The organism is Sphingobium indicum B90A (genome assembly GCF_000264945.2).
Lineage (GTDB): Bacteria > Pseudomonadota > Alphaproteobacteria > Sphingomonadales > Sphingomonadaceae > Sphingobium > Sphingobium indicum.
Map to the genome: position 1 here is coordinate 1665153 of NZ_CP013070.1, position 18047 is coordinate 1683199.

Annotated in this window: 20 protein-coding genes; 11 read left to right on the forward strand and 9 right to left on the reverse strand. The window is 66.0% G+C overall.

Features of this window, described 5'->3' with window-relative positions; translation table 11 throughout:
• Window positions 1–21: 21 nt before the first annotated feature.
• Window positions 22–462, reverse strand: a complete 441-nt coding sequence (locus SIDU_RS08075; RefSeq protein ID WP_007684014.1) for a host attachment family protein — start codon at window positions 460–462, stop codon at window positions 22–24.
• 97 nt (window positions 463–559) lie between these two features.
• Here SIDU_RS08075 and serS point away from each other — a divergent pair, with 97 nt between their 5' ends.
• From serS to rimO, 4 genes are all read left to right on the forward strand, one after another.
• A complete protein-coding gene (serS, locus tag SIDU_RS08080; RefSeq protein WP_007684017.1) occupies window positions 560–1837 on the forward strand; it encodes a serine--tRNA ligase in 1278 nt (425 codons plus the stop codon).
• A gap of 88 nt (window positions 1838–1925) precedes the next feature.
• Complete coding sequence (surE, locus tag SIDU_RS08085; RefSeq protein ID WP_007684019.1) at window positions 1926–2699, forward strand: 5'/3'-nucleotidase SurE; 774 nt, start codon at window positions 1926–1928, stop codon at window positions 2697–2699.
• A 181-nt stretch (window positions 2700–2880) separates the two neighbouring features.
• Window positions 2881–3930 carry a potassium channel family protein gene (locus SIDU_RS08090; RefSeq protein ID WP_174550406.1) on the forward strand — a complete coding sequence of 350 codons (1050 nt, stop codon included), beginning with the start codon at window positions 2881–2883 and terminating at the stop codon, window positions 3928–3930.
• 48 nt (window positions 3931–3978) lie between these two features.
• Window positions 3979–5361, forward strand: coding sequence for a 30S ribosomal protein S12 methylthiotransferase RimO (gene rimO, locus SIDU_RS08095; RefSeq protein ID WP_174550388.1), 1383 nt, complete (start codon window positions 3979–3981; stop codon window positions 5359–5361).
• A 93-nt stretch (window positions 5362–5454) separates the two neighbouring features.
• On the opposite strand, the gene SIDU_RS08100 is transcribed toward rimO, so the two are convergent.
• Both SIDU_RS08100 and SIDU_RS08105 read right to left on the reverse strand, forming a co-directional pair.
• Complete coding sequence (locus SIDU_RS08100) at window positions 5455–6309, reverse strand: PdaC/SigV domain-containing protein (RefSeq protein WP_007684026.1); 855 nt, start codon at window positions 6307–6309, stop codon at window positions 5455–5457.
• Window positions 6309–6512, reverse strand: a complete 204-nt coding sequence (locus SIDU_RS08105; protein ID WP_007684028.1) for a hypothetical protein — start codon at window positions 6510–6512, stop codon at window positions 6309–6311. The genes SIDU_RS08100 and SIDU_RS08105 overlap by 1 nt, the downstream gene beginning before the upstream one ends.
• 139 nt (window positions 6513–6651) lie before the next feature.
• Between SIDU_RS08105 and SIDU_RS08110 the strand changes: the two genes are divergently transcribed.
• The 4 genes from SIDU_RS08110 to argC are packed head-to-tail and all read left to right on the forward strand — an operon-like array spanning window position 6652 to window position 10326.
• The gene (locus tag SIDU_RS08110; RefSeq protein ID WP_007684030.1) at window positions 6652–8049 is read left to right on the forward strand and encodes a leucyl aminopeptidase family protein; all 1398 of its coding nucleotides are present in this window, start codon (window positions 6652–6654) and stop codon (window positions 8047–8049) included.
• Between the two features lie 60 nt (window positions 8050–8109).
• The gene (locus tag SIDU_RS08115) at window positions 8110–8517 is read left to right on the forward strand and encodes a MarR family transcriptional regulator (RefSeq protein ID WP_021223951.1); all 408 of its coding nucleotides are present in this window, start codon (window positions 8110–8112) and stop codon (window positions 8515–8517) included.
• Window positions 8477–9385: a C40 family peptidase gene (locus tag SIDU_RS08120; protein ID WP_007684033.1), complete on the forward strand. Its 909-nt coding sequence runs from the start codon at window positions 8477–8479 to the stop codon at window positions 9383–9385. The genes SIDU_RS08115 and SIDU_RS08120 overlap by 41 nt, the downstream gene beginning before the upstream one ends.
• Window positions 9382–10326 (forward strand): N-acetyl-gamma-glutamyl-phosphate reductase, encoded by a 945-nt coding sequence (gene argC, locus SIDU_RS08125; RefSeq protein WP_007684035.1) that lies wholly within the window; start codon window positions 9382–9384, stop codon window positions 10324–10326. The genes SIDU_RS08120 and argC overlap by 4 nt, the downstream gene beginning before the upstream one ends.
• A 62-nt stretch (window positions 10327–10388) precedes the next feature.
• On the opposite strand, the gene SIDU_RS08130 is transcribed toward argC, so the two are convergent.
• The gene (locus tag SIDU_RS08130) at window positions 10389–10592 is read right to left on the reverse strand and encodes a hypothetical protein (protein ID WP_013039676.1); all 204 of its coding nucleotides are present in this window, start codon (window positions 10590–10592) and stop codon (window positions 10389–10391) included.
• Window positions 10593–10818: 226 nt separating this feature from the next.
• Between SIDU_RS08130 and SIDU_RS19790 the strand changes: the two genes are divergently transcribed.
• Window positions 10819–10992, forward strand: coding sequence for a hypothetical protein (locus SIDU_RS19790; protein WP_007684040.1), 174 nt, complete (start codon window positions 10819–10821; stop codon window positions 10990–10992).
• Window positions 10993–11052: 60 nt separating this feature from the next.
• A complete protein-coding gene (locus SIDU_RS08135; protein WP_007684042.1) occupies window positions 11053–12381 on the forward strand; it encodes a PQQ-dependent sugar dehydrogenase in 1329 nt (442 codons plus the stop codon).
• Between the two features lie 101 nt (window positions 12382–12482).
• Here the strand turns inward: SIDU_RS08135 and SIDU_RS19050 are convergent.
• Both SIDU_RS19050 and SIDU_RS08150 read right to left on the reverse strand, forming a co-directional pair.
• Window positions 12483–13243, reverse strand: a protein-coding gene (locus SIDU_RS19050; RefSeq protein ID WP_233431879.1) for an IS5 family transposase whose coding sequence is annotated in 2 segments (ribosomal slippage) — window positions 12483–12910 and window positions 12910–13243 — 762 coding nt in all. Because the reading frame shifts where the segments join, the coding sequence is not laid out codon by codon here.
• A gap of 134 nt (window positions 13244–13377) precedes the next feature.
• Window positions 13378–14196 (reverse strand): ATP-binding protein, encoded by an 819-nt coding sequence (locus SIDU_RS08150; RefSeq protein WP_007684044.1) that lies wholly within the window; start codon window positions 14194–14196, stop codon window positions 13378–13380.
• A gap of 111 nt (window positions 14197–14307) precedes the next feature.
• Between SIDU_RS08150 and SIDU_RS08155 the strand changes: the two genes are divergently transcribed.
• Window positions 14308–15264, forward strand: a complete 957-nt coding sequence (locus SIDU_RS08155) for an L-threonylcarbamoyladenylate synthase (RefSeq protein WP_037509642.1) — start codon at window positions 14308–14310, stop codon at window positions 15262–15264.
• An 89-nt stretch (window positions 15265–15353) separates the two neighbouring features.
• Here SIDU_RS08155 and SIDU_RS08160 read toward each other — a convergent pair whose 3' ends face one another.
• The 3 genes from SIDU_RS08160 to SIDU_RS08170 all read right to left on the reverse strand — a co-directional run bounded on the left by SIDU_RS08160 (window position 15354) and on the right by SIDU_RS08170 (window position 17982).
• Complete coding sequence (locus SIDU_RS08160; RefSeq protein WP_007684048.1) at window positions 15354–15620, reverse strand: hypothetical protein; 267 nt, start codon at window positions 15618–15620, stop codon at window positions 15354–15356.
• A gap of 74 nt (window positions 15621–15694) precedes the next feature.
• Complete coding sequence (msrA, locus tag SIDU_RS08165; protein WP_007684050.1) at window positions 15695–16231, reverse strand: peptide-methionine (S)-S-oxide reductase MsrA; 537 nt, start codon at window positions 16229–16231, stop codon at window positions 15695–15697.
• 44 nt (window positions 16232–16275) lie between these two features.
• On the reverse strand, window positions 16276–17982 hold the full coding sequence (locus SIDU_RS08170) for a long-chain-fatty-acid--CoA ligase (protein ID WP_007684052.1): 1707 nt from the start codon (window positions 17980–17982) through the stop codon (window positions 16276–16278).
• Window positions 17983–18047: the final 65 nt, after the last annotated feature.

An 18047-nucleotide genomic window follows, 5' to 3' on the forward strand; every position in this document is an offset into this window, starting at 1 on the left:
GAGCGCCGGTCGGATTGGGTTTCAGCTCGTCGCGATGATCCGCTCGATTTCCGGCACGGGATGGTTCGACAGATCCTTGGCGATCTCGCCCACCAGCCGGTTCTGCACCTCCTTGTGATAATGTTTGCGCATCTCGCCCAGAGCGGTGGGCGGCGCGACGACGATCAGCTTCTCGAAATCATTGGCGAGCGCCCGGCGCTTGAGCAATTCTGCCGCCTCGGCGGCAAAGCGCGATTCCTCCAGATCGTGGAAATTGGTCTGCTCGACGGAGCCGCGATGGCTGGCGACCGAATTGGGTCCGCGCCCCGTGCCGTCGGATGCCTGTTCGCGGTCGGGGGGATTGTCCTGCTGCTTCACCTCTTCCGTTTCCAGGTTGGGGAAGTCCGGGCTGCCCTTGTTGCGAAAGAACAGCATCTTGCGCCCGTCGGCCACCAGCACCATCGCGCCATGGTCTATCTGCATCGTCCGGTTCCTCTCTCTTCAACGCCTGAGTCCATGACCAACGGACGGCGGTGAGCAGGGTTGCGCGGCTGGTCGCAGAACGGCATAGGGCTGACCCATGCACGACATTCGTTTCCTTCGCGAAAATCCCGCCGCTTTCGACGCTGGACTGGCGCGGCGCGGCCTGGAGCCGCTGAGCGCGGAACTGCTGGCGCTCGACGAGCGGAGCCGCGCAATCAAGACCGCATTGCAACAGGGCCAGGCGCGCCGCAATGAGGCGAGCAAGGCCATCGGCCAGGCGATGGCGCAGAAGGACATGGCGACGGCAGAGGCGCTGAAGGCCGAAGTCGCCGCGCTCAAGGAAAACCTGCCCGCTCTGGAGGCGGAGGATCGGGAAATCGGCGAGGCGCTGGCGGCGCGGCTGGCGGCGATCCCCAACCTGCCGGCGGACGACGTGCCGCCGGGGGAAGACGAGACCCAGAATGTCGAGGTGGCGCGGTGGGGCGAACCGCGCAGCTTCCCCTTCACGCCGCAGGATCATGCCGATTTCGGTCCGGCGCTGGGGCTGGATTTCGAGGGCGGCGCAGCGCTTTCCGGCGCGCGCTTCACTGCGCTGCGCGGACAGATGGCGCGGCTGCACCGGGCGCTGGCGCAGTTCATGCTGGACCGCCAGTCGGGCGAGAATGGCTATGAGGAGGTCAATCCGCCGCTGCTGGTGAAGGACGAGGCGCTGTTCGGCACGGGGCAGTTGCCGAAATTCGCGGAGGATCTGTTCAGGACCACCGACGGGCGCTGGTTGATTCCCACGGCGGAGGTTTCCCTCACCAACCTCGTGCGCGAGCAGATCGTGCCGACAGAGAGCCTGCCGCTCCGGCTGACCGCGCTGACGCCCTGTTTCCGGTCGGAGGCGGGTTCGGCCGGGCGCGACACGCGCGGCTTCATCCGCCAGCATCAGTTCGAGAAGGTCGAACTGGTCGCGATCTGCAAGCCGGAGGAATCGGAGGCCGAACATGAGCGCATGTGCGCGGCGGCCGAGGGCGTGTTGCAGGCGCTGGGCCTGCCCTATCGCAAGATGCTGCTCTGCACCGGCGACATGGGTTTCGGGGCGCGCAAGACCTGGGATCTGGAGGTGTGGCTGCCCAGCCAGCAGACCTATCGCGAGATCAGTTCCGTCTCCAACTGCGGCGATTTCCAGGCGCGGCGGATGAACGCCCGCTACAAGCCGGAGGGCGAGAAGAATACGCGCTTCCTGCATACGCTGAACGGGTCGGGCCTGGCCGTGGGGCGGACGCTGGTGGCGGTGCTGGAAAATTACCAGCAGGAGGACGGCAGCGTGATCGTGCCGGAGGTGCTGGCCCCCTATATGGGCGGCCTGACGCGGTTGCGGCATTCGTAATTCGCCTGCCCCGTTCGTTTCGAGCGAAGTCGAGAAACGGGGTGAATGAGCTTCTCGACTTCGCTCGAAGCGAACGGATTTCAAGGACATGCGCATCCTGCTCACCAATGACGATGGGGTTCATGCTCCGGGCCTGACCGTGCTGGAGGAGATTGCGCGCACGCTGTCCGACGACATCTGGATTGTCGCGCCCAGCGAGGAGCAGTCCGGCGCCGGCCACAGCCTGACGCTGACGCGCCCCTTGCGCGTCCGCCAGCATGGCGAGAAACATTACAGCGTCACGGGCACGCCCACCGACGCGGTGATGATGGCGGTCGGCCATCTGATGAAGGATGCGAAGCCCGACCTGGTGCTGTCGGGCGTCAATCGCGGCGCCAACCTGGCGGAGGACGTGACCTATTCCGGCACGGTGTCCGCCGCGATGGAGGGCGCGATCTCCGGCATCAGGTCGATCGCGCTCAGCCAGGTCTATGCGCGGGAGGGGATGGGCGACGCCGTGCCCTTCGCTGCGGCGCGGGCCTGGGGCGAGCGGGTGTTGCGCCCGCTCATCGCCATGCCGGCCAGCCCCCGGATGCTGTTCAACGTGAACTTTCCGGCGGTCGATGCCGAAGCCGTGAAGGGCATTCGCGTGGTGCGGCAGGGCTTTCACGATGTGGACCGGACCAAGATCATCCACGGCACCGATCCGCGCGGCTATGATTATTACTGGTTCGGCCTCGGCAAGAGCGACGCCGTGCCGGAGGGGAGCGACCTGGCCGCCATTGCCGAAGGCTATGTGACGGTGACGCCCCTGCATTACGACCTGACGCAGGACAGCGCGATGGCGGCGACGGCGCAGGCCTTCGGAGGACAGATGGGCTGACGGCGTGTTCCTGCGCAGGGACATGCGGCTTGCCCGTCGATCCGAACGCGATCTAGCCATGGCGGGACCAGGGGGCTAAAGACGTGGCGATGTCGTGGATGGTCCTTCTTCGCTTTCCTGCCCTTGCCGTTCCCGCGACGCTTCCGCTCGACATCATCGAAGAAAAGGCCCGATGAGGATCATGCCCGTCCGGCCGCCGTCCAGCGCGGCGGGGTTCCTGCGGCGGCGGTCTTCGCTGCCGATCTGGGCCGATCTCGGCTGGCGGGTGGCGCTGGTCTTCGGCCTGATCGGGCTGGTGCTGCTGATCCACTGGGTCGGCCGGGACGGATTGAAGGACAATCTAGACAACCGGATCAGCTTCATCGACGTGCTCTACTTCACCACGGTCACGGTGACGACGGTCGGCTATGGCGACATCGTGCCGGTCAGCCCGGAAGCCCGGCTGTTCGAGGCTTTGCTGGTGACGCCGATCCGCCTGTTCGTATGGCTGATCTTTCTGGGCACGGCCTATAATCTCTTCTTCCGCAACATCCTCTACAGGTGGCGCATGGCTCGCATTCAGGCCGATCTGCACAATCACATCGTCGTCACCGGCTTTGGCACCAGCGGGGCCGAGGCGGTGCGGGAATTGCTGGCGCGGGGCGTCGACCCGCGGGAGATCGTGGTGGTCGATCCGGTCGAAAAGGCGCTGGCGGAGGCCGAAGCGCTGGGCTGCAACATATTATGCGGCGATTCGACGCGGGACCGGACGTTGAACGATGTGGCGATCCACCGGGCGCGGACGATGATCGTGTCGGCCGGGCGGGACGACACCTCCATCCTGATCACGCTGACGGCGCGGCACCTGGCCCCTCGCCTGCCCATCAGCATCGTCGTGCGCAACGAGGACAACGAACTGCCCGCGCGGCAGGCCGGCGCGACCACGGTGATCAATCCGGTCAGCTTCGCCGGGCTGCTGCTGGCGGGCAGCACCAGCGGCCAGCATATCGCGGATTACATGTCGGACCTTGCCGCTTCGGGCGGTCAGGTGAAGCTGAACGAACGCTTCGTTCTGCCGGAGGAGATCGGGCGGCCGCTGTCCGACATCCGGACGGGCCTGGGCGTGCGCATCCATCGTCAGGAACGCGCCATCGGTTTCTGGGAGGAGGAAGCGGCGAAGCTCCAGACCGGCGATCTCATCATAGAGATCGTTCGGGGCGATGCGGCCGGGCAGGCACGCGCGCCGGCCTGATTCCGAGGGCTTTTGCGTGGCCCCGTGACATTGGGCGCAAAAATCCCTATGTGCGCGCCGATCATGGCAACCAAAATTCCCGAAGCGCCGAAGGTCGGCATGGTGTCGCTGGGCTGTCCCAAGGCGCTGGTCGACAGCGAGCGCATCCTGACCAAGCTGCGTTCCGACGGCTATCAGATGTCCGCAGACTATGCCGGCGCCGACGTCGTGCTGGTCAATACCTGCGGATTCCTGGATTCGGCCAAGGAGGAATCGCTGGAAGCCATTGGCGAGGCGATCGCGGAGAATGGCCGCGTCATCGTCACCGGCTGCATGGGCAATGAGGCGGAACTGATCCGCGCAAAATTCCCGCAGGTGCTGGCCGTGACCGGCGCGCATCAATATGAGGCCGTGGTGAACGCGGTGCATGAAGCCTCGCCGCCCATACCCAACGCCTTCGTCGACCTGGTGCCGGAGGGCGGGCTGAAACTGACGCCGCGCCACTACAGCTATCTCAAGATTTCGGAAGGCTGCAACCATCGCTGCTCCTTCTGCATCATCCCCTCGCTGCGCGGCGACCTGGCCAGCCGGCGCATCGACGCCGTGCTGCGCGAGGCGGAAAAGCTGGTGCATGCCGGAACGAAGGAACTGCTGATCATCAGCCAGGACACCTCCGCTTACGGGGTCGACACCCGGCATGAGGCGCGCCAATGGAAGGGACGCGAGGTTCGCGCGCACATGACCGACCTGGCCCGCGAGCTGGGGCAGCTTCGCACCGCGGAGGGCACGCCGCCCTGGGTCCGGCTGCACTATGTCTATCCCTATCCCCATGTGGATCATGTGATCCCGCTGATGGCCGAGGGGCTGCTGACGCCCTATCTCGACATCCCGTTCCAGCATGCCGCGCCTTCGGTCCTCAAGGCCATGAGGCGCCCGGCGAACGAAGCGAAGGTGCTGGACCGCATCCGCAAATGGCGGGACATCTGCCCTGACATCGCGATCCGTTCCTCCTTCGTCGTCGGCTTCCCCGGCGAGACGGAGGCGGATTTCGACTATCTTCTCCAGTGGCTGGGCGAGGCGCAACTCGACCGCGTGGGCGCCTTCCGCTTCGAGCCGGTCGAGGGCGCGGCGGCCAACGACCCGCCCGGCGCGGTGCCGGAGGAGGTCAAGGAAGAACGATACCAGCGGATCATGGAAAGGACCGCCGCCATCTCCGCCGCCCGCTTGCAGGCGAAGGTGGGCCGCGTGCTGCCCGTCATCATCGACGAGGTGGGCGAAGCGGACGAGGACGGCTCCATCGGCGCCACGGCGCGCAGCCAGGCCGACGCGCCGGAGATCGACGGCAATGTCTTCCTGCGCGATGTAGGAGAAGGGCTGGCGCCGGGCAGCATCCTGAACGTGCTGATCGAGGATGCGGACGAGCATGACCTTTACGGAGTGCCGTCGGTTTAGGGCACCATGTTCCTGCTAGGGCAGGAACCCAGTTCCGACGTCATAGCTGGACTCCCGCCTTCGCAGGGGCACGGCCCATTGTGGGGGGCAGCGTCATTCCGCCGCCGCAAAGGCGTCCTGATATTCCGTCTTGATCGCCTTGCGCATGGCCGCGTCCACCGGCAGCGCGATCTCATAGCTGCCCTCGGCATAGGGACCGGCGCTGTAGGGACCGATGACGACGGTCACGCCGTCGACCAGCTTGCCGTCCTTCGATGTCGGCACCAGCACCTGCTGCATCGGATCGATGCATTTGGTGAAGTCGTCGTCATCGCTGCGCTTCACCGGAGCGCCTCGCTTTTCGGCGCGGGCCTTGTCCAACGCGTCGCAGAAGCGGTCCCGGATGGCGGCCGCGAAGGCGGCGGGGGAGGTCATCAACGCCGTGACCGCCGTCTCCCGCTTGCGCGCCTTGTCCCACAGCAACGCCTCATAGCCCGTCATGCCATGCGCGCCGCCGGTATAGACGTAGCTTTCCGATCGGAGCGCCAGGAAGCGCGGCGTGTCGGCGGCCACGGTCCAGCGGGTTTCGAGCGAATGCGCCCGGAAGGGATAGTCGGCCTCCCTGGCGGCCTTCCGGTCTTCGCGCGCCATTTTCAGCGCATCCGCTTTCCCGACCTTCAGCGCATTGCCGAACCTCTCCGCCAGGACGGGTATCTGCGCGGCCTGCGCGGGATAGGCATAGGCGAATTCGAGCAGATCGGTCTTCTCCTTCTGCTCGAACGGTTGGGCGGGCGACGGCGGCTCCGGCTGGCCGGACATGCGGTTCGCGAAATTGCTGGCCGCGACGTCATTGCCCGGCAGAGCCGCCTCGTCCCCATTCTTCGCGCCCTTCGAAGGCGAACAGGCGCAAAGCAGCAGGACCGCCGCCAGGGGCAGTCCCGCCAATCCCCTCCCCTCGATCCCGTGCATCAATGGGCCTTGGCCGCCGCCATGCACCGTTCGCTGATCGCCTTGCGCGCATAGCTGCTCTGAAGCGCCGCGCCGGCATTGGGCCAGCCTTCCGCTATCAATGCCTGCTCCACCGCATGCGCTCCATCGAAACGCCCGCTTTCCGCCAGCGCATAGGCGCGGGCGCGCAGGGCCTGAAGGCGGCCGTCGTCGCTGTGCATCATCTTGTCTCTCCTTCTTTTAACTCCGTTCAATCTATGCCCGCGCGCCGTCCGACGCAAATGACGGCGCGGTCGAAAGAGGCGCTCGGACGACGAAAGATTGCGCTTTTCTTACCCGCCGCCTTTCTCCAAAACACATTGCATGAACGATTTTTCCGACCTGCTGAAAGCCGACAACAATCAACCCGCCCGTTCGATCCGGATCGTGGATGCGCAAGGACTGGAAAGCTGGCTGGGAAGCCAGCCGGAGCGGGTACGCGCCCTGGCGGCCGCCCAGAAATTCAGGGGTAAGGCGCATGAATTCGCCATCCTGCCTGGCGAGGAGGCGGCGGACTGGTCGGTGGTGGCCGGCGTCGCTTCCGCCGCGAAGCTGGGACCATGGTGCCTTGCCAGGCTGGCCGAGGCCTTGCCCGAAGGCGCCTATCGGCTGGCCGAGGGCGCGGCGGGGGCAGCGATGCTGGGATGGCTGACGGCGCAATATCGCTTCGACCGCTATCGCAGGGAAGAAAATGGATCGGGCGCGCGCGTGCTGCTGACCGCGGAAGTGGCGCAGATCGACGCCGCCGCGCGCCTGGCCGAAGCGGTGGCGCTGGTGCGCGACCTCGTCAACACGCCTGCGGCCGACATGGGCCCGGCCGAACTGGAAGCCGCGACCCGCAAGGTGGCGGAACGCTTCGAGGCCGACTGCAAGGTGACGAAGGGCGACGCACTGGAACATGGCTTCCCGATGATCCATGCCGTGGGCAAGGCGGCGGACAAGCGCTTCGCGCCGCGCCTCATCGAATTGCGCTGGGGCGATCCCGGGCACCCGAAGGTCGCGGTCGTCGGCAAGGGCATTTGCTTCGACAGCGGGGGCCTCGACATCAAGCCGTCCTCCGCCATGCGGCTGATGAAGAAGGACATGGGCGGCGCGGCCCATGCCCTGGCGCTGGCGCAGCTCGTCATGGGCGCGCGCCTGCCGGTCAGGCTGCACCTGCTGATCCCGGCGGCGGAGAATGCGGTGTCCGGCAATGCCTTCCGGCCCGGCGACATATTGCGCTCGCGCAAGGGGCTGACGGTCGAGATCGGCAATACCGATGCGGAGGGACGGCTGGTGCTGGGCGACGCGCTGGCGCTGGCGGGAGAGGACAAGCCGGACCTCATCATCGACTATGCGACGCTCACCGGGGCGGCGCGGGTGGCGGTGGGACCGGACCTCCCGGCCCTGTTCGCCAATGACGAGGCGCTCGCGGCGGAGATGGATGCGGCCGGGACCGCGGTGGATGATCCGACCTGGCGCCTGCCCCTGTGGGACGGCTATGCCGAAATGCTCAAATCCGACGTGGCGGACATCAACAATGCGGGCGAAGGCGGCTTTGCCGGGGCGATCACCGCCGCCCTGTTCCTCAAGCGCTTCGTGCCCGACGCCGTGCCTTGGGTGCATCTCGACACCTTCGCCTGGCGCCCCGCTTCGCGGCCGGGACGCCCGAAGGGGGGCGAGGCGCTGGGATTGCGCGCCGCCTTCCATATGCTGCAAGCGCGCTACGGCCGCAAAAAGTAAAAAGAAAGCGATTGTCGAGGCCGTTACGCAACCGGATTGGCTATCGTGCGTTACGAGGTCATGGATGCCCACTCCGCCCAGAATGAAGCCGCAGAGCTGAACCGTCCCGGCTTGAAGCCGCTCGGCCAATGGATGCGCACATTGGTCGATTATGTGCGGTCGGGCAGGCCCGACCTCACCAACCGGCAGATGGCGCTGATGCTGACCGTCTATATCGGCGCGGGGCCGCATACGGTGCGGGGACTCGCGGAGGCGCTCAACGTGTCGAAGCCGGTCATCACCCGCGCTCTCAACAAATTATCGGCGCTGGGCTATCTGCGACGGGAGCGGGACTCCACCGACCGGCGCAATATTTTCATCACCCGCACCCCGAAAGGGGCGGAATTTCTTGACGCCTTTCACCATTTCATCGCAGGAACCGGCCGCGATGAACGCCTCAACTTCTCCTCTGCGGAACGCACCGCCTGAACGCATCCGATTCAAGCTGGACGGCCGGTCGGTCAAGCTGGACACGCGGGTCCATGCGGCGCGCGGCGACCTGGCCGACCTGGCGCTGGCGGGCGTGCTGTTTTCCGCCCATTATGCCCGCGCCGTCGAACTGACCTGCGTCGCCGCCGGCGCGCCCCTGTTGGCGTCCGACACGCCCAAGGCGCGGGCGGTGAGCGAATTGCTGCGCGGGGAGAGCTTCCACGCGCTGGACGTGACGGCCGACTGGGCCTGGGGCTTTTGCGGGCATGACGGCTATGTCGGCTATGTCCGGCGCGATGCGCTGGACGTGCGGGAAGTGTCGAACAGCCGCGTGATCGCCGGCACCGCCCCGCTTTTCAGCGCCGCCGACATCAAGTCCCCCATTGCCGATTACTGGCCGCGCGGCGCGCAGTTCGCGGCCGAGGCGCAGGGGGATTTCCACGCCTGCGCCGAAGGCTATGTGCACAAGCGCCATGCTGCGGCGATCGACGCGCTGGAAAGCGACTGGGTCGCGGTGGCGGAGCGTTATCTGGGCCAGCCCTATGTCTGGGGCGGGCGTGGGCATCGCGGCGTCGACTGCTCCGGCCTGGTGCAGGTGGCGCTCGGCCAGTGCGGGATCAAGGCGCCCCGCGACACCGATCTTCAGCGCGAGGGGATCGGTTCCCCCATCGCGCCCGGCGCGCCGCTCCGACGAGGGGACTTCGTCTTCTTTCCCGGCCATGTCGGCATCATGACCGACGAGCATAACATGATACATGCCAACGCCTATTGGATGAGCGTGGTGATCGAGCCGCTGGCCGACGTCGTCGGACGGCTGGCGGCGGATCATGCGGAACCCGTGACGGCGCGGCGGAGAATTGGCGCATGACACAAAGGATATTCATCGACGGCGGCGTCGGCACGACGGGTTTGGAAATCAACGAACGGCTGGCGGGCCGACCGGAACTGTCGATCATCACGCTAGACGCGGACAGGCGCAAGGATGCGTCGGCGCGCAGGGACGCGCTGAACGCGGCGGACATCGTCATCCTCTGCCTGCCCGACGATGCGGCGCGCGAAGCGGTGGCGCTGATCGACAATGGCCGGACGCGGGTGATCGACGCGTCGACGGCGCATCGGGTGGCCGATGGCTGGACCTACGGCTTTGCCGAACTGGAGCCGGGGCATCGGGAAAGGCTGGCGAATTCGCGCTTCGTCGCCAATCCGGGCTGCTGGCCGACGGGTTTCCTGGCGCTGGTGCGGCCGCTGGTGCTCGCCGGACTGCTGCCCGTCGACTGGCCGGTGACGGTATCCGGCGCATCCGGCTATTCGGGCGGCGGCAAGTCGATGATCGCGGAATATGAGGGCGCCGGGGACGCGCCGAGCGCGTTCCGGCCCTATGGGCTGGGGCTGGCGCACAAGCATGTGCCGGAAATGCAGCGCTATTCCGGCTTGCGGCACCCGCCCCTCTTCGCCCCCGCCGTGGCCAATGCCTATCGCGGCATGATCGTGGAGGTGCCGTTGCAGTTGCGCGCCCTGCCCGGCGCGCCTTCGGCGGCGGATGTGCATGGGGCGTTGGCCGCCGCCTATGCGGGATCGCCCATCGTCGGCGTGGAAGCGCTGGAGGACAGCGCGGCGATGACGCAGGTCCGGCTGGAGCATGTCGGCGCGACCGACCGGCTGGCGCTGTTCGTCTTCGGCAATGAGGCGACCGGCCAGGCGCGGCTGGTGGCGGCGCTCGACAATCTGGGCAAGGGCGCGGCCGGGGCCGCCGTGCAGAACCTCAACATCTTGGCGGGATTACCGGAAACCGCCGGCCTGCGGCTCTGAAGGCGGCATCCGGCCCCTTCGCCGCGCCGGTCTTCGGCATGGCGAAGGGACGGAAGCGCCGATCAATGGATCGTGCCCATCGCCCCTTCATGGGTCAGCAATACGATCAGCCGCTCGATCTGCCGCCAGTGGCAGAAACGGATATGGTTGCCCAGATCCCGGCTGCGGTCGGCCCGCGCCGCCGCTTCATAGCCCGCATTGTCGCCGAACAGCGACATCAGCTCTGCCGCGTCCTCATAGCTCTTTCGATTCGAAAGATATGGCATGTTCATGACCTGGCCCCCCAAAGTCCCCACCCTGACGGTGGGGATCGCGGTTCAATCCCCATGCCAGCCGCACCCATCGACGGCGGAGGGCGGCCTGCGAGGGTGAACGATCCATTAGCCAAGTCCCGCCGTGGCACAGCCATCCCAGGGTGGGACAGGCTGTCCTGAAAAGGCGCAGGCGGGAAAGCGCTGGCCATGCATCCCCGGGCGTGGCAAGGACCGCGGAATGACCAAGGGCAGAAAAGAACCGATCGGCGCAGGCGCCATTTTGGCGCTCACCATCCTGGGCGGCACCATCGTCGGCGGCCTGATGGGCCAGCCGAGCGCCGGCCTGCTGGCGGGCACGGCGCTGGGCATCGCGATCGCGGTGCTGCTGTGGCTCTGGGACCGGGGAAAATAGCTCCGCATCGGGCACTTGCGCGCCTTGCCACCATCCATGGGCCAGCATAAACGATACGCCATGAAGAAGCACCTGATCGCGCTCACCATCCTCACGCTGGCCATTCTCGTCGGCCTTTTCTTCTACTTCGCGCGGGGCGACGCGGCGCGGCTTCCCGCCGGCGCCGATGTGGGCAAGGAGCCGGTTTTCACCAGCCCCCGCAGCGAGATGATCCCGACGATGAACGTCGCGGAGGCCGTGCCGTGGAAGGGTGGGGAAAAGCCCGTTCCCGCGAAGGGCCTCAGCGTCGATCGCTTCGCGGACGGGCTGGACCATCCCCGCTCGCTGCTGCGACTGCCCAATGGCGACGCGCTGGTGGCGGAAACCAACAGCCCGGCGCGGCCCACAAGCGGCATCGTCAACCGGGTGATGAACTATCTGATGAACAAGGCGGGGGCCGGCGTGCCGTCCGCCAACCGCATCACCCTGCTGCGCGACGCCGATGGCGACGGCCGGGCGGAAACCAAGACGGCTTTCCTGACCGGGCTGAATTCGCCCTATGGCATGGCGCTGGTCGGGGACACGCTCTACGTCGCCAATACCGATGCGCTGATGGCCTTTCCGTACAAGGAAGGCGAGACGAAGATCGCCGCCAAGGGGCGCAAGATCCTGAACCTGCCCGCGCAGGCGCCCAACATGCACTGGACGCGCAGCCTGGCCGCCAGCCCGCAGGGGCTGCTCTATGTGGGTATCGGTTCCAACAGCAATATCGGCGAAAACGACCTGGCGACGGAGGATAATCGCGCCGCAGTGCTGGAGGTCAATCCGCAGACCGGCGCCTATCGCATCTACGCTTCGGGCCTGCGCAATCCGGTGGGGCTGGCCTTCGAACCGAAAAGCGGCGCGCTGTGGGGCGTGGTGAACGAGCGCGACATGCTGGGCAGCGATCTGGTGCCCGATTATCTGACGCGGGTGGAATTCGGCGCCTTCTATGGCTGGCCGTGGAATTATTGGGGCGGTTACGAGGATCGCCGGGTCCAGCCGCAACGGCCGGAAGTCCGCGAATATACCAAGCGGCCGGATTATGCGCTGGGCAATCATGTCGCGCCGCTGGGCCTCAGCTTCGCCGACAAGGTGACGCTGGGCGGGCCTTACGCCAACGGCGCTTTCGTCGGGCTGCACGGCAGTTGGAACCGGAAACCCCGGTCGGGCTACAAGGTGGTGTTCGTGCCCTTCGGCGACAATGGCGAGACCGGCAAGGCCAAGCCGATCGACGTGCTGACGGGTTTCCTCAGTCCCCAGGGCGAGGCGCGCGGCCGGCCGGTGGACGTCACCGCCGATGCGAAGGGCGCGTTGCTGGTGAGCGACGATGTGGGCGGGGTCGTCTGGCGCGTGACGGCAGCGAAGTGAGGTGACGGGGAACGAGCCATTGAACGGCATGTGCTGATAAAAGGGTGCCTGTTAATAAAACGGCGCGTGCTCCTGCGAAGGCAGGAGCCTAGGCTCAGGACTCATTGATTGAGCCAGAAGATGAAAGCAGCGGCGAAAGCGATGGCGGAGAGGAATGTGTGCGCGCATCGATCGTATCGGGTATGGATTCGTCGCCAGTCTTTGAGGCGGGCGAAGAGGTTCTCGATCTTGTGGCGCTTTCGATAGAGGGCTGCGTCGTAGGGCTGCTGGATGCGATGCTTGGGGTGGGGCGGGATACAAGGAATGATGCCCCGTTGTGCCAGCGCATTGCGGAAGGCTATTGAGCTATAGGCCCGGTCGGCGAGCAGATGGCGCGCGGGTGGCAGGTCCTGGAGCATGGCGAGAGCGGCAGGGTGGTCGCTGGCCTGGCCTTGGGTCAGGCGCAGGAGCACAGGCCTGCCCTTGCCATCGCATACCACATGCAGCTTGGTGGTCAGCCCGCCCCGGCTGCGTCCGATATATCGGGGTAGAGCCCCTTTTTGAGCAGACTGGCGGCGGTGCGATGCGCTTTGAGATGGGTTGTATCGATCATCAATTGATCCGAGCCTCCGCTTTGCCCGGCTAGTTCCGTCAGAATGCGATTGAAAACACCAAGCCTGCTCCATCGGATGAACCGGTTGTAGATCGTCTTGTGTGGACCGTAGCCAGAGGGCGCATCCCGCCAGCGCAGGCCATTGCGGATCACGAACAATATCCCGCTGAGTACCCGCCGGTCATCCACCCGAGCAACGCCATGTGACAAAGGAAAATACGGTTCGATCCGCCGCATTTGCCCCTCCGTCAGCAATAATAGATCATCCATGGCAGCACCTCCCTGCTACCTTGAATCACCACTCAACCCAGCATACAACCAATTTAATAGGTCCTGACCCTAGTTCCACCGTCGATCTGGGCTCCTGCCTTCGCAGGAGCACGTAAGCGTCGATCTCAAACAGCCTAGATATTGAGGCCGTTCCGTCCCGCCAGCTCCACCACATATTGCCAGGCCACGCGCCCGGACCGGCTGCCGCGCTGGGTCGCCCATTGGATCGCCTCCAGCGGTTCGAAGTGGAGGCCAAGGCTGGCCGCATAGCCACCGACGATGGCGACATAGGCGTCCTGGTCGATGGCGTGGAACCCCAGGCTCAGCCCGAAACGGTCGGACAGCGCCATCTTATCGTCCACCACGTCACGCGGATTGACCGGGTCGTCCTGCTCCGACAGGTGGCGCGGCACGATATGGCGGCGGTTCGATGTCACATAGAGGCGGACATTGGCCGGTCGGGCGGCGGTTCCCCCCTGGAGCAGCGACCGAAGCGAACGGGCGTCGCCAACGCCATTCTCATCGAAGCCCAGATCGTCGAGGAACAGGATGAAGGGCCGCCGCGTGTCCCGCAACAAAGTGAAAAGCCGCGGCAGGCTGGCCAGTTCGTCGATCGCGCATTGCAGCAGGGCGATGTCCTGCCCCTCGGACTGGAGCTTGCCGACCACGGCGGCGACGACCGCCGACTTGCCCGTCCCCCTTGCGCCCCAGAGCAGCACGTCATGCGCGGCATGACCGGCGGCATGGCGGCGGCTGTTCTCCAGCAGCGCCTGCTTCTGCGCGTCGATGCCGGTCAGCAGGGCATAATCCACCGGCGCAAAGCCCTCCGCCGCCCGGATCGTCGCGCCGTTCCATATATAGGCAGGCGCGGCGGCCAGATCGGCGGCAGAAGCGGGCGGCGGCGCGATCCGTTCCAGCGCTTCGGCAATGCGGGTCAGCAGGGCATCTTTCATGGCGCTCTCGCTTAGCCCTCCTCCGCTTGACGGGCAAGCGCGACGCCCATGTCATTCTTCTGTAGCAATGGCCTTTTACTGCCCGAATTCGGGGCTTATACCGCTGGGGCCGTGACCATCCCAAATCCAGTCTTCTCCACCCGAATAAGCCGCTACGGCAGCGAGGCGCTGCGCGAGGCGGCGCTGCTGATCCGTGCGGGCGAGCCGGTCGCCGTGCCGACGGAGACGGTCTATGGCCTGGCGGCGGACGCCACGGATTCCAACGCCGTGGCCGCGATCTACGCCGCCAAGGGGCGGCCCAGCTTCAATCCCTTGATCGTGCATGTCGCGGACCGGGAGATGGCCGGGCGTCTGGCGGAGTTTTCGCCGGTGGCGGACAGGCTGGCGGAACGCTTCTGGCCCGGAGCGCTGACGCTGGTCCTGCCCGCTCGCGCCGACGGCGGATTATCGCCGCTGGTGATGGCGGGGTTGCCGACCGTGGCGCTGCGCCTGCCCGCGCATCCGGCGATGCGGGCGCTGATCCGGGAAAGCGGGCGCCCCCTCGCCGCGCCGTCGGCCAATCGCAGCGGATCGATCAGCCCGACGCGCGCCGAACATGTGATGGCGAGCCTCAATGGCAAGATCCGCATGATCCTGGACGAAGGACCGACCAGCGAAGGGCTGGAATCGACCATCGTCGCCCCGGAAACCGACTGCATCCGCCTGCTGCGCCCCGGCCCGGTCACGGCGGCGATGCTGGAGGAGGCAGGCATGCTGCCGGTGGTGACGGGCGCCGACAATGCGAAGATCGAGGCGCCGGGCCAGTTGGAAAGCCATTATGCGCCGTCCAAGCCGGTGCGGCTGAACGCGCTGAAGGCGGAGAAGGACGAATATCTGATCGGCTTCGGGCTGATGCCCTGCCATGTGAATCTCAGCCCCGATGCCGACCTGCGGGAAGCGGCGGCGCATCTGTTCGCGGCGCTGCACATGGGGGACGCCAGCGCGGCGGAACGGATCGCCGTGGCGCCGATACCGAACGAAGGTATCGGCGTGGCGATCAACGACCGGCTGCGACGGGCGGCCGCCTGAAGCCGTATTCCTGCGAAGGCAGGAACCCAGATCAGACGGCGGGACCGGGTTCCTGCCTTCGCAGGAACACGGCGGTTTTCACGGCAGGATTACCCGCAATTATCATACCCCGCATCGCGGCATTCGCGGCGGCGGCGTTCTTCCTCCTTCTTCCGCTCGCGGGCCTCGCGCGCTTCCTGCTTGCGCATCTTGCGGCCGTAATTGCGGTCGGCCTCTTCCTGGCTGGTGGTGCTCCAGTCCACCACCTGGCTGCCTGCGCGCACCGGCGCCGTCACGATATTCGCCGCCGTCCGGGCAATGCAGCCCGGCAGGAACAGCAGCAAAGCCGGCGCGGCCATCCATGCGATCTTGTTCATATCTCTTCCCCGGCTTGTCATTTCCGCGAGCTTAGGGATGCGATCGGGCAGGACAAGCCTCAGGCGACGAACCGTTAGGAGGCTTCGATCCGCTCGGCAAAGCCCTTGCGCAATTTGGCGAGCTTGGGCGGGATCACCGCCATGCAATAAGGGTTCCTGTCCCCCACCCGCTCCCAATATTTCTGGTGATATTCCTCCGCCGGATACCAGGGCGCGTCCGGCTCGATTGCGGTGACTATGGGGTTCGCCTGATCCGCCTGCGCCCGCTCGATCCCCGCCCTCGCTTCCGCCGCCTGTTCGGGCGAATGGGGGAAGATGGCCGAGCGATATTGCGTGCCGACGTCATTGCCCTGGCGGTTGAGCGTAGTTGGATCATGGGTCGCGAAGAAAATGTCCAGCAGGTCGCCATAGCCGATCACCGCCGGATCATAGGTGATGCGGATCGCCTCCGCATGGCCGGTCGCGCCGGAACAGACCTGCTCATAGGTCGGGTCGGGCTGCGCGCCGCCGATATAGCCGCTTTCCACGGCCTTCACCCCTTTCAGATTCTGGTACACCGCCTCCGTGCACCAGAAGCAGCCGCCAGCCAGGGTTGCGATCTCTTCGGCCATATATGCGCGTCCTTATCCTGCATTGGCCGCACAGATAGGAAGGATCAGCCCGCGGTTCCAGTCTGCCGCGCCGCCGCCTCCGCCTTGGCGCGCTCCTCGGCCACCAGTTCCTTGCGCGACAGCTTGCCGACCAGCGTCGTGGGCAGGTTCAGGCGCACCTCCACCTCGCACACCTTCTCATGCTTGCCCAGTTGCGGGTTCAACCAGTCCTTGAGCGCCGCGCCATCGATGTCCGACCCGTCCTGCAAGGTCACGAAGGCCTTGGGACATTCGCCGCGATAATGGTCGGGAATGCCGATCACCAGCGCTTCCTTGACCGCCGGATGGTGGTAGAGGACTTTCTCGACCTCGCTGGGGAAGACCTTGAAGCCTCCTACAGCGATCATGTCCTTCAGCCGGTCGACGATCTTCACATAGCCGTCCGCGTCGATCACTCCGACATCGCCGGTCCGCAGCCAGCCGTCGACGAACACCTCCTTGTCGGCGTCCGGGCGCTGCCAATAGCCCTTCATGATCTGCGGCCCGTCAAAGACCAGCTCGCCCGGTTCGCCTTCGGGGGACGGGCGGGTCGGGTCTTCTCGGTCGACCAGCTTGACCCGCGTGCCGGAAACCGGCTGTCCCACGGTGCCGGGCTTGTTGAGGCCCTCAAAGGGGTTGCAACAGAGGACCGGGCTGCTTTCGGTGAGGCCATATCCCTCCACCAGCGTGGCCCCGGTCATCGCCTCGAACCGCTGCTTGACCTCCAGCGGCAGGGGCGCGCCGCCGGAAATGCACAGGCGCAGCGAGGAAAAGTCGATATTCGGCGTCGCCGGATGATCCAGCAGCGCCTGGTACATGGTCGGCACGCCGGGCAGCGAGGTCGCCCTGGTCCGCTGGATCGCCGCCAGCACCTGCGTGCCGTCGAAACGCGGCAGCATCACCATCTCCCCGCCGTTCAGCACCGTGCGATTGAGGACGCAGGTATTGGCGAAGACATGGAAGAAGGGCAGCACCGCCAATATGCGGTCGGGCGCTTCGAGATGGGGATCGATCAGGCGCACCTGCCGCGCATTGGCTGTCAGGTTCTGGTGGGTCAGCATCGCGCCCTTGGGCATGCCGGTGGTGCCGCCGGTATATTGCAGCAGGGCGATGTCCTGCTCCGGTTCGATGGCCACGGGCGCGGGATCCTCGCCATGGCGCAGCAGATCGGCATAATGGGTGATGCGCGGATCGTGCGGGACCGTGGAGGTCTCCTTCCGCTTGAACAGGCGGAACAGCACCGACTTGGCGGGCGGCAGCACTTCCGCGACGCTGCCGACGACCAGCCGCTCCAGGCTGCTGTTGTCCAGCACCTCCAGCGCGGTGGGCAGCAGCGCGCTGGCCGACAGGGTGAAGAGGATCTTCGTGCCGCTATCCTCGACCTGATGCTCCAGTTCGGCGGCGGTGTAGAGGGGGGAATAGTTGACCACAATGGCCCCGGCCATCATCGCGCCATAATAGGCCGCGACATAATGGGGCACGTTGGGAAGGTAGAGGCCGACCCGGTCGCCCTTCCGGACGCCCATATCCTGCAAGCCCCTGGCAACCCGCCGGATGGTGCGCCACATTTCGCCATAGCTCGTCTTGCGGCCCATGAAGTCGATCATCACCGCCTGCGGGTGGGCCGTGGCGCTGTTCGCCACCATGTCCACCATCGATAGCGGCGGGAATGTCTGTTCCCACGGAAAGGGATGATTATAGCGGGTTTTCCAGATGTTTTCGTTGCTCTCCATGCATGGAAGTCTAAGTCACGCTTTCCCTTTACGCAAGCGTAAAGCACCGCAGCAAGGGCCGCGCC

Coding starts and splice junctions, on each gene's coding strand:
- SIDU_RS08075 (WP_007684014.1), bottom strand. CDS start 462: ATGCAGATAGACCATGGCGCGATGGTGCTGGTGGCCGACGGGCGCAAG.
- serS (WP_007684017.1), top strand. CDS start 560: ATGCACGACATTCGTTTCCTTCGCGAAAATCCCGCCGCTTTCGACGCT.
- surE (WP_007684019.1), top strand. CDS start 1,926: ATGCGCATCCTGCTCACCAATGACGATGGGGTTCATGCTCCGGGCCTG.
- SIDU_RS08090 (WP_174550406.1), top strand. CDS start 2,881: ATGCCCGTCCGGCCGCCGTCCAGCGCGGCGGGGTTCCTGCGGCGGCGG.
- rimO (WP_174550388.1), top strand. CDS start 3,979: ATGTGCGCGCCGATCATGGCAACCAAAATTCCCGAAGCGCCGAAGGTC.
- SIDU_RS08100 (WP_007684026.1), bottom strand. CDS start 6,309: ATGCACGGGATCGAGGGGAGGGGATTGGCGGGACTGCCCCTGGCGGCG.
- SIDU_RS08105 (WP_007684028.1), bottom strand. CDS start 6,512: ATGATGCACAGCGACGACGGCCGCCTTCAGGCCCTGCGCGCCCGCGCC.
- SIDU_RS08110 (WP_007684030.1), top strand. CDS start 6,652: ATGAACGATTTTTCCGACCTGCTGAAAGCCGACAACAATCAACCCGCC.
- SIDU_RS08115 (WP_021223951.1), top strand. CDS start 8,110: ATGGATGCCCACTCCGCCCAGAATGAAGCCGCAGAGCTGAACCGTCCC.
- SIDU_RS08120 (WP_007684033.1), top strand. CDS start 8,477: ATGAACGCCTCAACTTCTCCTCTGCGGAACGCACCGCCTGAACGCATC.
- argC (WP_007684035.1), top strand. CDS start 9,382: ATGACACAAAGGATATTCATCGACGGCGGCGTCGGCACGACGGGTTTG.
- SIDU_RS08130 (WP_013039676.1), bottom strand. CDS start 10,592: ATGCCATATCTTTCGAATCGAAAGAGCTATGAGGACGCGGCAGAGCTG.
- SIDU_RS19790 (WP_007684040.1), top strand. CDS start 10,819: ATGACCAAGGGCAGAAAAGAACCGATCGGCGCAGGCGCCATTTTGGCG.
- SIDU_RS08135 (WP_007684042.1), top strand. CDS start 11,053: ATGAAGAAGCACCTGATCGCGCTCACCATCCTCACGCTGGCCATTCTC.
- SIDU_RS08150 (WP_007684044.1), bottom strand. CDS start 14,196: ATGAAAGATGCCCTGCTGACCCGCATTGCCGAAGCGCTGGAACGGATC.
- SIDU_RS08160 (WP_007684048.1), bottom strand. CDS start 15,620: ATGAACAAGATCGCATGGATGGCCGCGCCGGCTTTGCTGCTGTTCCTG.
- msrA (WP_007684050.1), bottom strand. CDS start 16,231: ATGGCCGAAGAGATCGCAACCCTGGCTGGCGGCTGCTTCTGGTGCACG.
- SIDU_RS08170 (WP_007684052.1), bottom strand. CDS start 17,982: ATGGAGAGCAACGAAAACATCTGGAAAACCCGCTATAATCATCCCTTT.